The sequence below is a fragment of the Proteus sp. G2675 genome (assembly GCF_963886535.1).
In the GTDB taxonomy this organism is placed as follows: domain Bacteria; phylum Pseudomonadota; class Gammaproteobacteria; order Enterobacterales; family Enterobacteriaceae; genus Proteus; species Proteus mirabilis.
The window spans coordinates 76522-90267 of sequence record NZ_CAWPCB010000014.1 but is presented as its reverse complement, the minus strand read 5'-3'; the positions used below and the strand labels follow the sequence as shown (position 1 = coordinate 90267).

Below are 13746 nucleotides of genomic sequence, written 5' to 3'. Positions count from 1 at the left end.
ACCAGATTAACTTGCTAACAATCTACAGTCCATATCTCTATGATGAATATATTGATTAATCGACTCGAAAAGTACCGCGATGATAAAATACAGAACAGCACAACAGTGTGGCAAAGCGGACTATGGCTGGCTACAAGCTCGCTACACATTCTCCTTTGGCCACTATTTCGATCCTCATTTTTTAGACTATGGCACATTAAGAGTACTGAACCAAGAAGTGCTCGCACCAAATTCTGAGTTTAAAGCAAAAACCTATCCTCATGTGGATGTCGTCAACCTGATCTTAAGAGGTGAAGCGACTTATCTTGATAATATGGGGCGAACACTTACCGCCAAACAAAACGAGTGTTTATTAATTTCGCCTCATAATACAGAAACTTACATTGAAAGAAATAGTAGTCCAGATACGCCATTAACTCGTATTCAATTATGGCTAAACGCGTGTCCACAACAAGAGAGCATCGCTTCACAAAAATTAGCTTTAAATGAAGATTTAAAATATCAATTATTGGCTTCCCCATCAGGGGATAATGGCAGTTTGATGCTAAGGCAAAATATCTGGCTCTATCATATTAACTTAGCGCAAGGGGATGAAATAACCTTGCCGATACAGGGTCAGAAAGGCTATTTGCAATCTATCAAAGGCGGTGTCCATTTCCAAACCTCAGAGCAAGAGCTTGGGGAAATCCGTTGTGGTGATGGTGCTTTTATTCAAGATAGCAATATGCTAGCGCTAAGATGTCAAAAGGCTTTTCGTGGTCTTTTTATTGATATCGTTTCTTAATCAGCTAGCGATATCAGCGAGCAATCATTTATCATCACACTAGCAATAGCAATAAAGCAGAAAACCCTCGAGCCACAGAGTGAATCGAGGGTTTTATATAAGGTGAGTTGACCGTTAAGCCGGGTTCTGTCGTGGACAACCATTCATCTAGGCCAGAACTTGCGCGCTGGCTCCAGCAACCTACCCGGGTTCAATGCGGGCCGCACCATAAGAACCCCTATTTGGTCTTGCTCCGGGTGGAGTTTACCATGCCACAAACTGTTACCAGTTGCGCGGTGCGCTCTTACCGCACCCTTTCACCCTTACCTGATCCTGTAAACAGGCCATCGGCGGTTTACTCTCTGCTGCACTTGTCGTAGGCTCGCGCCTCCCAGACGTTATCTGGCACCCTGCCCTGTGGAGCCCGGACTTTCCTCCCCTCTATCCGTCTCCCCGAAGGGACAACGATAAAGCAGCGGTTGTCTAGTCAACTCAGGGGGCGGATTATAAGGATTTTCCGCGTTAATGTATAGCGAAAGAAACAAAAAATCGTTTTACTGATCTTGTTCCGCTTCATTTTGCGCAATGACGTGTTTGTACAACGCATTTTTCTTCACGCCATAAATCTCAGCGGTAACTGCTGCCGCCGTTTTCAAAGGTAACTCTTTTTGTAAAATCGCCAATGTGCGTAATACTTCTGGGGCAAAATGGTCTTCTTGTGGCTTTTGATACCCTTCAACAATTAATACCATTTCCCCTTTACGGCGATTTTCATCTTCACGAACCCAGTTAAGTAATTCCCCAACAGGCATTCCTTGAATGGTTTCCCACGTTTTGGTTAATTCTCTTGCCAATACAACATAGCGCGCTTCCCCCCAAACCGTCACCATATCCGCTAAACTATCTAATAAACGGTGGGTGGACTCATAAAAGATTAAAGTACGTGGCTCTTGTGCTAAATCACGCAAACAATCTTGACGACTTTTTGTTTTTGCTGGTAAAAAACCTTCATAACAAAAACGGTCAGAAGGTAATCCGGCGGCTGATAGCGCGGTAATTGCCGCACATGCCCCAGGTAATGGCACCACTTTTATACCGTTTTTGCGACACTGATTGACTAAATGATAGCCGGGATCATTAATTAATGGTGTACCTGCATCAGAGACTAATGCGATACTTAGCCCTTGTTGTAATTTGCTAATTAATTGATCTGCTTTTTGCTGTTCATTATGATCATGTAACGCAAACAAACGTGCGTTAATGGCAAAATGCTGTAATAGAAGCCCTGTATGACGGGTATCTTCTGCAGCTATTAAATCGACATGAGACAGCACATCAAGTGCCCGCTGGGTGATATCGCCCAGATTACCAATGGGTGTGGGTACTATGTACAGTGTGGATGTCGTTACCGCTGCTCGATTAGGTTGATTCATTGTTTATTCCGAATGACCGATTTAAAATTGAGCATAATTATAAAACATCACTGGGTACAGTATGCTTTCCTCAATTTTTGTGCGTTTTAAAACAGGTTTATCCTATACTGCAATACTTTCTGCCTTGATTATGTCAGGTTGTACCCTGACGGGGCAACAACAACAGCCACTGACACCTGCTGAAAAAGCGCAAGTGGAAATGAAACAATTTCAGAAAGTCATTGATGATGCGAACGGACAAGCCTCTTTAGATGTGATCCGTGCCTATATTGGCCTAGAACCCCTTATCACTGATCCTGTATTACATCAGCAAAATATTGATGATACTTGGTTAACACTCACGAAGCTTACACCTGAACAACGTCGTAGTGTGGTAATCAAAGCTGATGAAAATACATTACAAGGCTGGTTAGATTTACTCAACACTTATGAATATAACCAAGATGATGCGGATAAATTATCCCAAGCAATACGCGAATGGCAAACACGCTATCCACGCAATCCAGGAGCGCTAACATTACCGACGCTGTTATTGCGCCAATCACAATCTGCCGTCAGTAACAGCGGAAAAATCGCATTATTATTACCGTTAACAGGACAAGCTAAAGTGTTTGGTAATGCTATTATGCAAGGCTTTACCGATGCTAAAGAAGGTTTACCTCAACCTCAAGCTAACGCAGCGCCAGAAGCGCCCCAACAAGATAGTTTAGCTTCCATTTTAGCAGAATTAGGTATTTCATCTCCGAATGCAGACACAGCAACAACGGAAAACGATAATTCAACGGATGATAATACAGCGGAAGGCGCTGAAAATAGTGATGCTACTTCAGCAAAAGAAACCGAAGCCTTTGCGGGTAATAGCCGCGTGCAATTAGATCCTATTGTCCAAAATAATCGCCAAGTGATTATGTATGATACCAATAGCCAACCCATTGATCTGTTACTGAAACAAGTGCAACAAGAGGGTGCTGATTTAATTGTGGGGCCACTATTAAAACCCGAAGTGATCAAAACTATTGAATTAAAAAGTGGTTTACCTGTTTTAGCACTAAATGAAGTTGATAATATTCCTCTTGCTACTACAGTGTGTTTCTTTTCACTTTCCCCAGAAGATGAAACTCGTAATGCGGCTCAACACTTACGCCAGCAACAAAAATCTAATCCACTTATTATCGTTCCTGACAATAAATTCGGTCAAAGAATGGCACAAACTTTTGCGGATGAGTGGCAGCGTAGCGGGGGGGGAACCGTCTTACAACAAACTTTCGGCTCTCTTGATAGTCTAAAAAGTTCAATTAATCGTGGCGTGGGTATTCGAATGACAGGAACCCCTGTATTGCCAACAGACAATGCACCACTGCCATTAGATACCGCTTCAATGCCAACAACAAACGGTGCTATCGATTCTGTGTATATCATTGCCACTAGCGATGAGTTAACATTGATTAAACCAATGATTGATATGGCAATCAGTACCAAAAAACGCCCACCGATTTATGTCAGTTCACGCAGTAATCAAGGGGGAATGGGGCCAGATTTTCGTATGGAAATGGACGGTATCCAATTTAGTGATATTCCTCTTATGACGGGAGCAAATTTACCGTTAATGCAAAAAGCATCCAGTAAATTTGCGAACGATTACTCATTAATGCGCCTTTACGCTATGGGTATTGATGCATGGTCATTAGCAAACAATTACAATGAACTCACCAAAGGAACCTTACAGTTCAATGGTGTTTCTGGCTCTTTACGTGTGGAAGATAATTGCACTATTTATCGACAACTCCCATGGATGCAATTTAAACAAGGTAAAATTGAACCTGTGGGACAATAAGTAAGCAATTTCCCCCATAAACCGCCTCTTTGAAGTCTCCAGATAAGGAGCTGACTTTATCTTGAGGCGGTTTATTTATAAGAGATAACATCAGGAAATCATGGATGATTATTCCTAAAAGTACTTATCTAGTCGGACAATATTATGAGAGAAAAGCGTTAAATTACTTGCGCCAACAAGGGTTAAAGTTAATTGAGCGTAATGTCCGATATCCCTGTGGAGAAATTGATCTTATTATGCAGGGTAATAGAACATGGATATTTGTTGAAGTCCGCTTTCGGCATAGTGCACAATTTGGTGATGCAATCAGCTCAGTGACCTACAGTAAACGGCGCCGCTTATGGTACGCCGCCAATTGTTGGTTAGCTCAACGCCAACAAAGTATCGAGACGGTTAACTGTCGCTTTGATATTTGTGCATTTGATCAACGCCAGTTAATATGGCTAAAAAACATTCTCGATCATACGGAATTTATTCGTTAAATTAGATTATATAGGTCTTAACGTGCTTGATAGAATAAAAGTCTGCTTTACAGAGAGTATTCAAACTCAAATTGCAGCAGCAGAAGCGTTACCCGATGCCATTTCCAGAGCTGCCATGATGATGGTTCAATCTTTGTTAAACGGACATAAAATATTAAGCTGTGGCAACGGTAGCTCAGCAGCAACGGCTCAACGCTTTGCTGCTAGTATGATCCATCGTTTTGAAACAGAGCGCCCAAGTTTACCGGCATTATCTTTAAATACCGACAGTGTTGTGATGACCGCCATTATGGGAAATCAGCAACATGATGAAATTTATGCCAAACAAGTACGGGCATTAGGGCAAGCAGGTGATGTACTGTTAGCTATTTCCACTCATGGTAATAGCAGAAGCATTATTAAAGCTGTTGAAGCCGCTGTTACTCGAGATATGACCATTGTTGCACTGACTGGCTATGATGGCGGTGAGCTTGCTGGATTATTAGGCCCTCAAGATGTGGAGATCAGGATCCCCTCTCAGCGTACAGTCAGAATACAGGAAGTGCAGATGTTAACGGTCAATTGTCTCTGCGACTTAATTGATAATACATTATTCCCACATCAGGATGACTAAGGAGTTACTATGAAATTGCTTCCGATTACCGCAGTACTTTGTTCCGCGCTATTGCTACAAGGCTGTATTGGTGCCGCTGTGGTGGGTACTGCTGCCGTTGCTGGCAAAACCGCAACCGATCCTCGTTCATTAGGACAACAAGTTGATGATGGCACATTGGAAGCCCGAGTTTCTGGTGCTCTAAATAAAAACCAACAGATCAAGAACAGTAATGCGCGCATTGTCGCCACCGCTTATCAAGGTAATGTATTGTTAACTGGGCAAAGTCCAGATATGTCGGTTGCTGAGACGGCCAAACAAGTTACCAGCAAAGTGGAAGGAGTAAACAATGTTTATAATGAAATTCGCCAAGGTGAGCCTGTGACATTAGGCACTGCTTCTTCAGATACATGGTTAACCACTAAAGTACGTTCACAAATTTTAGCTAGCGATGCCGTCAAATCATCTTCCGTAAAAGTGATCACCGAAAATGGCGAAGTATTCTTGTTAGGGATATTGACCCGTCAAGAAGGGGCTGCAGCCGCTAAAATTGCCAGTGAAACCAAAGGTGTTGTTAAAGTAACAACGGCATTTACCTATCTAAACTAAATATATCCCTGATGGGTATCACGTGGTGATAGCGTATTATTTTACCAGTATCGGTCATTGTAACAGCGATAACCGATACTGGTACTCATAGTGATTAACGTCTCAACATACCTTTATCAATAATAAAATCGATAATCGTCTCTAAACCTACTTTCTCTTTTAAGTTAGTAAAAACATAAGGTTTCACAGGACGCATTTTTGCTGTATCCGCTTCCATCACTTCTAATGACGCTCCCACATAAGGCGCAAGATCGATCTTGTTGATCACCAGCAGATCAGAATGTGTGATCCCCGGTCCCCCTTTGCGAGGGATCTTCTCACCTTCTGCAACATCAATAACATAAATAGTAAGATCAGCCAATTCAGGGCTAAAGGTCGCACTTAAGTTATCTCCGCCACTTTCGACAAAAACAATATCTAAGTTTTTATGGCGCATCGCCAACTCTTCTACAGCAGCCAAATTCATTGAAGCATCTTCACGAATAGCCGTATGAGGACATCCTCCTGTTTCAACACCAATGATCCGATCAGCATCAAGAGCCTGCGCACGAGTTAAAATTTTTGCATCTTCTTGTGTATATATATCATTGGTAACAACGGCGATTTGGTAACTATCGCGCATAGCTTTACAAAGAACTTCTAATAGTGCTGTTTTTCCTGATCCAACAGGGCCACCAACACCAATACGCAGTGGTTGATTATATTCTTGCATCTCTTTATCTCATGAACGAAAAAGTCGAGTATATTGAGTTTCATGGCGACTACTGGCGATCACTTGAGCTGGCGTAAAACTGCCAATATCCTCTTGTGGCCAATGTGCCGATAACTCAACAATAGCGGGGATCTGCTCAGCTAGAGCAAACAATATTTTTTGCCCTGCGCTTTGCCCTAATGGCACCAGTTTTACCCCAGACATCACCGTATTTTCTAACCAGCCCCAAACATAGGCACAACAGAGCTTTTCACTATCGATATGCCAATGCACGGCAGCTAACGCAAACGCCATTAATTGCGTCTGTTTAACCCGCTGTTGTAACGTATCGTCTAATTCAATGCCTAATTGAGGGAGTAAACGGGCAAAAGCAATCCCCCGTTGACGCTCTTCCTGCCTTAACTCTTTGGTTTCGCGACTTGCGACCATAAAGTCACACCAATATTTCACTGTATCGCTATCACCCTTTGCCAAACTCGTTTGTAATTGCCGCAATATAGGAAGCTCGAGTGTGGCTAATGTTCCGGTCATTTGTGCGCTTAACCAATCTGACAAGGTTTCTGCTGAGCATACCCAACCTTTTTCAATGGCCCACTCTAACCCTTGAGAATAAGTAAAGGCACCTACCGGAAGAGAGGGGCTAACTAATTGATATAAGCGCAGATCAGCTAGCATCATGCACCTCCTTTGATGATCGCAGTGCCATTAATGGTGGTGATCATGGTGGTGGTGATGACCACCGGATGACCCACCATAAGCCCCCGGCTCAGGTTGGTATTTTTCTAAGCCAACCACCACCGTAGCCCCTAAGCCGCGAGCCATATCATCTAATACATGATCGTGAAAATAACGACACCAACCCGCTTCTATTTGCAATGGTACATGTCGGTTACCTAAGTGATAACAAACACGAGCAAGCAATAATGGATCGTCACTATAAACCGTTGATACTTGCTCTTTAGCCGCTTCAATGGTGACAACATCGCCCTCTTCTGACAGCAGAATATCCCCCTCTTTAAGTACGGTGCCTCGAGGCAAAAATAGCCCGGCTTCTTGCCCGTCACTTAAAGCCACTTTTAAGCGACTTTTGGTGCGCTCATCCATGGTAAGACAAAGGGTTAACTTTGGCTTTTCTGTAGAGGTTAGTTCAAGCGCTTTTTGTTGATCAATAATCTGAGTAAATTTTTTCATTCAATAAATTCTCAATAAAAACGCTGGTTAAAATAAGAAATAGCGTTGAGCCATCGGTAATTCAGTCGCTGGCTCACAAACCAGTGGTACACCATCCGCTTTAACAATGTAAGTTTGTGGATCTAATTCGATATGAGGAACATAGTTATTGTGGATCATCGAAGCTTTTGTGATATGACGACAGCCCTCCACACGACCAATTAAGCTTTTTAAGCCTAATTTTTCTGGCACTCCCGCCTCAATACCCGCTTTTGACATAAAGATCATCGACGTTTGATATTTGGCTTTTCCTAAACAGGCATACATTGGACGATAATGAACCGGTTGCGGTGTTGGAATAGCCGCATTAATATCCCCCATTGGCGCATAAGCGACCATACCACCTTTTATGATAAGTGCCGGTTTGACGCCAAAGAAAGCAGGATCCCATAGCACGATATCCGCAAGTTTACCTTTTTCTATTGATCCCACCGTATGAGCAATGCCATGTGCCAGTGCGGGATTAATCGTGTATTTAGCGATATAACGTTTAATACGATTATTATCATTATCTGCGCTATCACCCGCTAATGTGCCTCGTTGCAATTTCATTTTATGTGCACACTGCCAAGTGCGTAAGATAACTTCTCCGACTCGTCCCATGGCTTGTGAGTCTGACGACATCACCGAAATTGCCCCCATATCATGTAAGATATCTTCTGCAGCAATGGTTTCGCGACGAATACGAGATTCAGCAAATGCCACATCTTCAGGAATAGAGGGATCGAGATGATGACAGACCATCAACATATCAAGATGCTCGTCCACGGTATTAATGGTATAAGGCATCGTTGGGTTGGTTGATGCAGGTAAAATATTGGGCTCTCCTACCGACTTGATCACATCAGGGGCATGACCGCCACCTGCACCTTCGGTATGGAATACATGGATCACTCGACCGGCAATGGCTTTTACTGTCTCTTCATAAAAACCACCTTCATTTAAGGTGTCAGAGTGAATAGCCACCTGTACATCCATTTCATCGGCGACATTAAGGCAATTGTGAATTGCCATTGGCGTTGCCCCCCAGTCTTCATGTATTTTAAGACCTATAGCACCCGCTGTTATTTGTTCGCGGATTGCTTCGGGCTGACTGACACAACCTTTACCAAATAAACCCACATTAATAGGTAATTCATCCACCGCCTCTAACATGCGGTACATATTCCAAATACCGGGGGTAACTGTGGTTGCATTAGTACCCGCCACAGGGCCTGTTCCTCCACCAATAAAGGTGGTTACGCCAGAAACGAGACCTTCTTGGGCTTGTTGTGGACAAATAAAGTGGATATGGGTATCAATACCACCAGCAGTGACAATTTTACCTTCTCCCGCAACAACTTCTGTTCCGGGGCCAATGACAATATCCACATTGGGCTGAACATCTGGATTACCTGCCTTGCCAATACCGACAATACGGCCATCTTTAATGCCAATATCTGCTTTTACAATGCCCCAATAATCTAAAATAATGGCATTGGTGATCAGAACATCGACACACTCAGCACTAACAACTTGGCTTTGCCCCATACCATCACGAATAACTTTACCACCACCAAATTTGACCTCTTCGCCATAAGTGGTGAAATCTTTTTCAATTTCAAGAAACAGCTCGGTATCTGCTAATCGCAAACGATCGCCTGTTGTTGGGCCAAACATATCCGCATAAGCTTGACGTGAGATAGTTTTCATTTTTTCTCACTCTCCAATTTACCCATCACTTTGCCATGAAAACCATAAATTTCACGTTTTCCTGCAAAAGCCACTAACTCAACAGTGCGGCTTTGACCGGGCTCGAAGCGCACAGCCATACCAGCAGGAATATTTAAACGAAAACCTAATGTCTCTTCTCGTGCAAACCTGAGTGCCTCATTCACTTCATAAAAGTGGTAATGAGAGCCGACTTGTACAGGTCTATCGCCATGATTAGCCACCTGTATGGTTTTTGTCTCGCGACCAGCATTCAGTTCAATATCGCCTAATGCTGCATTAACTCTAATTTCACCGGGGATCATGTTATTACCTACACAATAGGTGAGTGAATTGAAACCAATTTGGTGCCATCGGGGAAAGTGCACTCTACTTGAACATCTTTTATCATCTCTGGCACCCCTTCCATTACTTGCTCTGCGGTTAAAACAGTACGTCCTTCACTCATTAATTGAGCAACTGTTTTCCCCTCTCGTGCGCCTTCCATAATGGCGCAACTAATCAAGGCGACAGCTTCAGGGTAATTAAGTTTTAATCCCTTAGCTAAACGTCTTTCTGCAACAAGGCCTGCAGTAAAAAGCAGTAATTTATCTTTTTCTCTTGGTGTTAATTCCATTTCTGCTCCTAAAATAAACGATTATGTCGCCCAGATCCGCGGTGGCTCAGGGCAATAACCTAGCCAGTGCTGTCTGACGATTTGCCATACTTGCGCAAAACACGCCATCATCGGCTCGGTTTGCGTCCCTAATACACGTAAAACTAAAATGCCATCAACATCCGTTAAACCATATTCAACTAGGGGATTTACCTTCTCTAAATGGTGTTGAATAATCTCTTTTAATGCATCGGTTGCAGGATAAATATAAAGCGAGCCAAACATAGGAAATTCACGCATTGCGGCAGCTTGTTTTTGTAAGCCTTCAACCCGCATTGACTCTGTTAAAATTAATCTCTCATCAACATAAAAATTTAAGCGCCCTTTTACCTTGCCAGTTTCAAACCACTCATTTAAAACTGGGCGTCCAAAACACTGCATTTCCCAGCCGATAAATTTCGCTGATGAGGCTAAATGAATATGTGTGGTTAAACACACTTGAGCATCAGGAAAAAAGATATTCTCTTGGGGTAACCACTCTAAAAAGCCCTCTTGTGCAACCGTCAATGTCTGCGTTTGCGATGCAGTGCCTCCTGCACTACGATAAAATTTTGTCGCCCCCGGCGTTGTTAATAGGGCATGTGCGTAAGGTTGCACATTAATATTAATGGATAACGTATCACCGCCGACCACCCCACCAGGAGGATGCAACAAATAGGTATGTGCAACACCTTGCTCTGGATAAAAAGGTCGCTGAACCATTAAGGGGCCGAGATGACGTTTTTCAGTAAGACATGTCTTTCCTCGCTTTAACTCATATCGTAAAGCGATGTCAGCAAGCCAACCCTTCTCAGAAAAGTCAGGCATACCCACTCCTGCCAACTTGGCAAAATTGATCAAATAAATCAGGAAATAGACGAATATATACCGCACTACCCATCAGATTATGTCATTCAATATCACCGAGAAAATAATGAAATGAATGTTGGGTAGGGTGTGAATAAAGATAAATTGCATTTTCCTCAAACAGGATAAAGCGCTCCATCAATGCCGCGCGATTTTACACCGAGTTTCAAAAAATGCGTTTTAAATAAACAGCAATTTGTTTAGAAAAAATAACAATGGTAAAAATAAAAGTAAAAAATGAACAGATAACGATATTGTTATTGCTCAGCAACAAGATTATATTCTGAGCCACTCTTATACTATTCGGTATAACGACGCGGTTTCGCAATAGGAATATTGTGATAATAAAACCCATGCTTACTGCTTATAAGTTCACAAATTAAGTGGTTAACTTTAAGCTTTGTTTATTTTAACCCATGTTCATTTTGAACTTGCCTGTGGTATATCTAAGACAATGGAATACAAACACATACTTTCTTCTAACCAAATATCCTTAAAAACGTTTTACATCGAAAACCCGATGATCGCGATGGTATATGGTGCAAAAGGTGAGATTTGTATTAATGGGCAAACTATCACAGTCACCACTAATCTCACGTTGATTATTCCTAAATATAGTCAAGTTTCTTGTGATGTGACAAATTTTTTCCCGACTAAACCGATTGAATTACATACCTTAGTACTGTCTGAAACTGAATTACAATCTGTGTTCTCTTTACTTAAACCATTAATAAAATCAGGGGCGCCGATTACTCGTCATCTTCCTGATTATCATCTATCAACACCTGAGGTGGTTAAAACTAATTTTACGTTACTTCAGCAATGTCTACCGCTTGAACATGGCACCCCCTCTCAAGAGACCCTGTTTATGCAACAGAGCCTCTTTTTTATTTTGCTGGCGGTTTATCACGAAGGGGTCGATATTCTTAATATTTTTCGTTTTAATTATGATGAGCCAAAAAATCAGGCGATTACTCATCTAATAACACAAGATCCGCAACGTAAATGGCATTTAGAGGATGTAGCAAAAACGCTCTATACTACGCCATCAACATTACGTCGTCATTTAAGTAAAGAGGGCGTTTCGTTTTGTCAATTACTGTTGGATGTCAGAATGGGGATCGCATTAAATTACCTCACCTTTTCTAACTATTCTGTGTTTCAAATTAGTCATCGCTGTGGTTTTGGTAGTAATGCTTATTTTTGTGACGCATTTAAACGTAAATATGGTATGACACCATCGCAATTTCGCACCCAATCTCGCCAAGCAAACGATCCGAATGCAATAGCAACAATGGCGTCACAAAATGACGAGTCAATAAAAAAAGTATTTTAACGGTTATAACAACGCATTTTTGCTTAAAAACGAAGTTCCTCCCATTAATCGCATTTGATTTAAGATCCACTGCTGTCGTTTTAGCAAATACGCGGAAGGCTTATTAACATGAAGAATATGTGGATTAGGTAAAACAGCGGCTAATAAAGCCGCCTCATGGGCGGTGAGTTGTTTAGCAGGCTTGCGAAAATAGTGCTGAGAAGCCTGCTCAACCCCAAAAATACCGTCGCCAAACTCTACGATATTCAGATAAACGGTTAAAATACGTTTTTTAGACCAAATCAGCTCCACCACTGGCGTCATTCCGGCTTCAAGTCCTTTTCTTATCCAACTACGCCCATCCCACAAAAATAAGTTTTTGACCGTTTGTTGTGAAATAGTAGAGGCACCTCGTATCGTTTTTGAGCTTTGCAGGCTATTTTGGAAAACTTTTTCAATCGCATCGAAATCAAATCCCCAATGTTTTGGAAAATTTTGATCTTCAGAGGCTATTACCGCTAAATAGATCTGTGGGGATATCTCATTTTCACTAACCCATGTAGAATAGGATACATAAGAAAAATCAAACTTACTCCACGAAGAAATTTGTCTTTGTAGCATTACAGCAGAAAAAGGCACCGGTAAAAAAGAAAACAGGACAACTATCCCTAACCATAAAGCAATTAGAATAATTAATAGTTTCTTTAACTTTCTCACTAGTACCATCTGCTGTATTCACTCTATTGTTATGCCATTTCTAGTACTTTTTTAACCAGCTTCTCAATTCCCACCTGAGCTTGTGCTATCGACTCTGCCAGCATATATGCGGGGGTGGTCACAACCCGATACTCATCATCAACCACTATTTCGTCGACAGGACAATTAATATGTATCCCTCCCATTTCGGTGATCATTTCTACCGTTTTTGCATCATTACCAATGGTTAATTTTACTGGGGCATTTAACATCTTTGGTAACATAACGGGGGCGATACACATTAAACCTAATGGTTTTTTCTGTTGATGCATCTTTTGAACAAAAGTTAAGAGCTGTTGGTTAATTTCACACTGAACACCTTTCGTGGCGAAATTACATAAGTTCTTTGCTGCACCAAAACCTCCGGGGATAATTACCGCATCAAAGTTTTCAGCCTTAGCATCTGATAAAGGCGATATTTTCCCACGAGAAATACGTGAAGCCTCCTCCATCATATTCCTTTTTTCTGCTTTTTCTTCTCCAGTAATATGATTAATTACAGTAGGTTGAAAATCATTAGGTGAAAAATAATGAACCTCAGCTTTATTTTGGCTTAAAGCAAGCATTGTGAGCACTGATTCGTGAATTTCACTGCCATCAAAGACACCACAACCACTTAAAATTACCGCAATTGATTTCATATCTTTCTCCATTTGTAGTAGATTACTAGTTACCCATTTATAGGTGTAAACACCAATCGCCATCACATATTTAAATGTTTCTTGTAACAAAAAAACTTATATTTGCTATTTTGTTGCTTGTATGATGTATGGAATAGCTTCATCCTATTCGCCTATGTAATGATAATC

16 protein-coding genes and 1 other RNA gene are annotated in these 13746 nt (G+C 41.7%); 6 read left to right on the top strand and 11 right to left on the bottom strand.

Going from position 1 to position 13746, the window contains the following annotated elements; all coding sequences use genetic code 11:
- The first annotated feature begins 79 nt into the window (after window positions 1-79).
- The gene (locus AACQ49_RS03925) at window positions 80-784 is read left to right on the top strand and encodes a pirin family protein (protein WP_004245251.1); all 705 of its coding nucleotides are present in this window, start codon (window positions 80-82) and stop codon (window positions 782-784) included.
- A 99-nt stretch (window positions 785-883) separates the two neighbouring features.
- Here the strand turns inward: AACQ49_RS03925 and rnpB are convergent.
- An RNA gene (rnpB, locus tag AACQ49_RS03920) (RNase P RNA component class A) lies at window positions 884-1258 on the bottom strand.
- A 59-nt stretch (window positions 1259-1317) separates the two neighbouring features.
- Window positions 1318-2196, bottom strand: coding sequence for a 16S rRNA (cytidine(1402)-2'-O)-methyltransferase (rsmI, locus tag AACQ49_RS03915; RefSeq protein ID WP_063215790.1), 879 nt, complete (start codon window positions 2194-2196; stop codon window positions 1318-1320).
- A 61-nt stretch (window positions 2197-2257) separates the two neighbouring features.
- On the opposite strand from rsmI, the gene AACQ49_RS03910 reads away from it, so the two are divergent.
- From AACQ49_RS03910 to dolP, 4 genes are all read left to right on the top strand, one after another.
- Window positions 2258-4030: a penicillin-binding protein activator gene (locus AACQ49_RS03910; protein WP_012368849.1), complete on the top strand. Its 1773-nt coding sequence runs from the start codon at window positions 2258-2260 to the stop codon at window positions 4028-4030.
- A gap of 104 nt (window positions 4031-4134) precedes the next feature.
- Window positions 4135-4512, top strand: coding sequence for a YraN family protein (locus AACQ49_RS03905; RefSeq protein WP_161778893.1), 378 nt, complete (start codon window positions 4135-4137; stop codon window positions 4510-4512).
- Between the two features lie 22 nt (window positions 4513-4534).
- Complete coding sequence (gene diaA, locus AACQ49_RS03900; RefSeq protein WP_004245257.1) at window positions 4535-5125, top strand: DnaA initiator-associating protein DiaA; 591 nt, start codon at window positions 4535-4537, stop codon at window positions 5123-5125.
- A 9-nt stretch (window positions 5126-5134) separates the two neighbouring features.
- Entirely contained in the window at window positions 5135-5713 is a 579-nt protein-coding gene (dolP, locus tag AACQ49_RS03895) for a division/outer membrane stress-associated lipid-binding lipoprotein (protein WP_036971280.1), read from the top strand.
- A 94-nt stretch (window positions 5714-5807) separates the two neighbouring features.
- On the opposite strand, the gene ureG is transcribed toward dolP, so the two are convergent.
- The 7 genes from ureG to AACQ49_RS03860 are packed head-to-tail and all read right to left on the bottom strand — an operon-like array spanning window position 5808 to window position 10827.
- A complete protein-coding gene (gene ureG / locus AACQ49_RS03890) occupies window positions 5808-6425 on the bottom strand; it encodes an urease accessory protein UreG (protein WP_004245259.1) in 618 nt (205 codons plus the stop codon).
- 9 nt (window positions 6426-6434) lie between these two features.
- Window positions 6435-7103, bottom strand: a complete 669-nt coding sequence (locus AACQ49_RS03885; RefSeq protein ID WP_017628230.1) for an urease accessory protein UreF — start codon at window positions 7101-7103, stop codon at window positions 6435-6437.
- Window positions 7104-7130: 27 nt separating this feature from the next.
- A complete protein-coding gene (ureE, locus tag AACQ49_RS03880; protein WP_004245261.1) occupies window positions 7131-7616 on the bottom strand; it encodes an urease accessory protein UreE in 486 nt (161 codons plus the stop codon).
- Between the two features lie 27 nt (window positions 7617-7643).
- Entirely contained in the window at window positions 7644-9347 is a 1704-nt protein-coding gene (gene ureC / locus AACQ49_RS03875) for an urease subunit alpha (protein ID WP_004245262.1), read from the bottom strand.
- On the bottom strand, window positions 9344-9670 hold the full coding sequence (locus AACQ49_RS03870; RefSeq protein ID WP_004245263.1) for an urease subunit beta: 327 nt from the start codon (window positions 9668-9670) through the stop codon (window positions 9344-9346). Before AACQ49_RS03870 ends, ureC begins: the two co-directional genes overlap by 4 nt.
- An 8-nt stretch (window positions 9671-9678) precedes the next feature.
- Window positions 9679-9981 (bottom strand): urease subunit gamma, encoded by a 303-nt coding sequence (gene ureA / locus AACQ49_RS03865; RefSeq protein WP_004245265.1) that lies wholly within the window; start codon window positions 9979-9981, stop codon window positions 9679-9681.
- Between the two features lie 21 nt (window positions 9982-10002).
- Window positions 10003-10827: an urease accessory protein UreD gene (locus AACQ49_RS03860; protein WP_004248933.1), complete on the bottom strand. Its 825-nt coding sequence runs from the start codon at window positions 10825-10827 to the stop codon at window positions 10003-10005.
- A gap of 493 nt (window positions 10828-11320) precedes the next feature.
- Here AACQ49_RS03860 and AACQ49_RS03855 point away from each other — a divergent pair, with 493 nt between their 5' ends.
- Window positions 11321-12202, top strand: coding sequence for a helix-turn-helix transcriptional regulator (locus AACQ49_RS03855; RefSeq protein WP_004245268.1), 882 nt, complete (start codon window positions 11321-11323; stop codon window positions 12200-12202).
- A 3-nt stretch (window positions 12203-12205) separates the two neighbouring features.
- On the opposite strand, the gene mtgA is transcribed toward AACQ49_RS03855, so the two are convergent.
- The gene (gene mtgA / locus AACQ49_RS03850; RefSeq protein ID WP_161778892.1) at window positions 12206-12907 is read right to left on the bottom strand and encodes a monofunctional biosynthetic peptidoglycan transglycosylase; all 702 of its coding nucleotides are present in this window, start codon (window positions 12905-12907) and stop codon (window positions 12206-12208) included.
- Window positions 12908-12927: 20 nt separating this feature from the next.
- A complete protein-coding gene (elbB, locus tag AACQ49_RS03845; protein WP_161778891.1) occupies window positions 12928-13578 on the bottom strand; it encodes an isoprenoid biosynthesis glyoxalase ElbB in 651 nt (216 codons plus the stop codon).
- Between the last annotated feature and the right edge of the window lie 168 nt (window positions 13579-13746).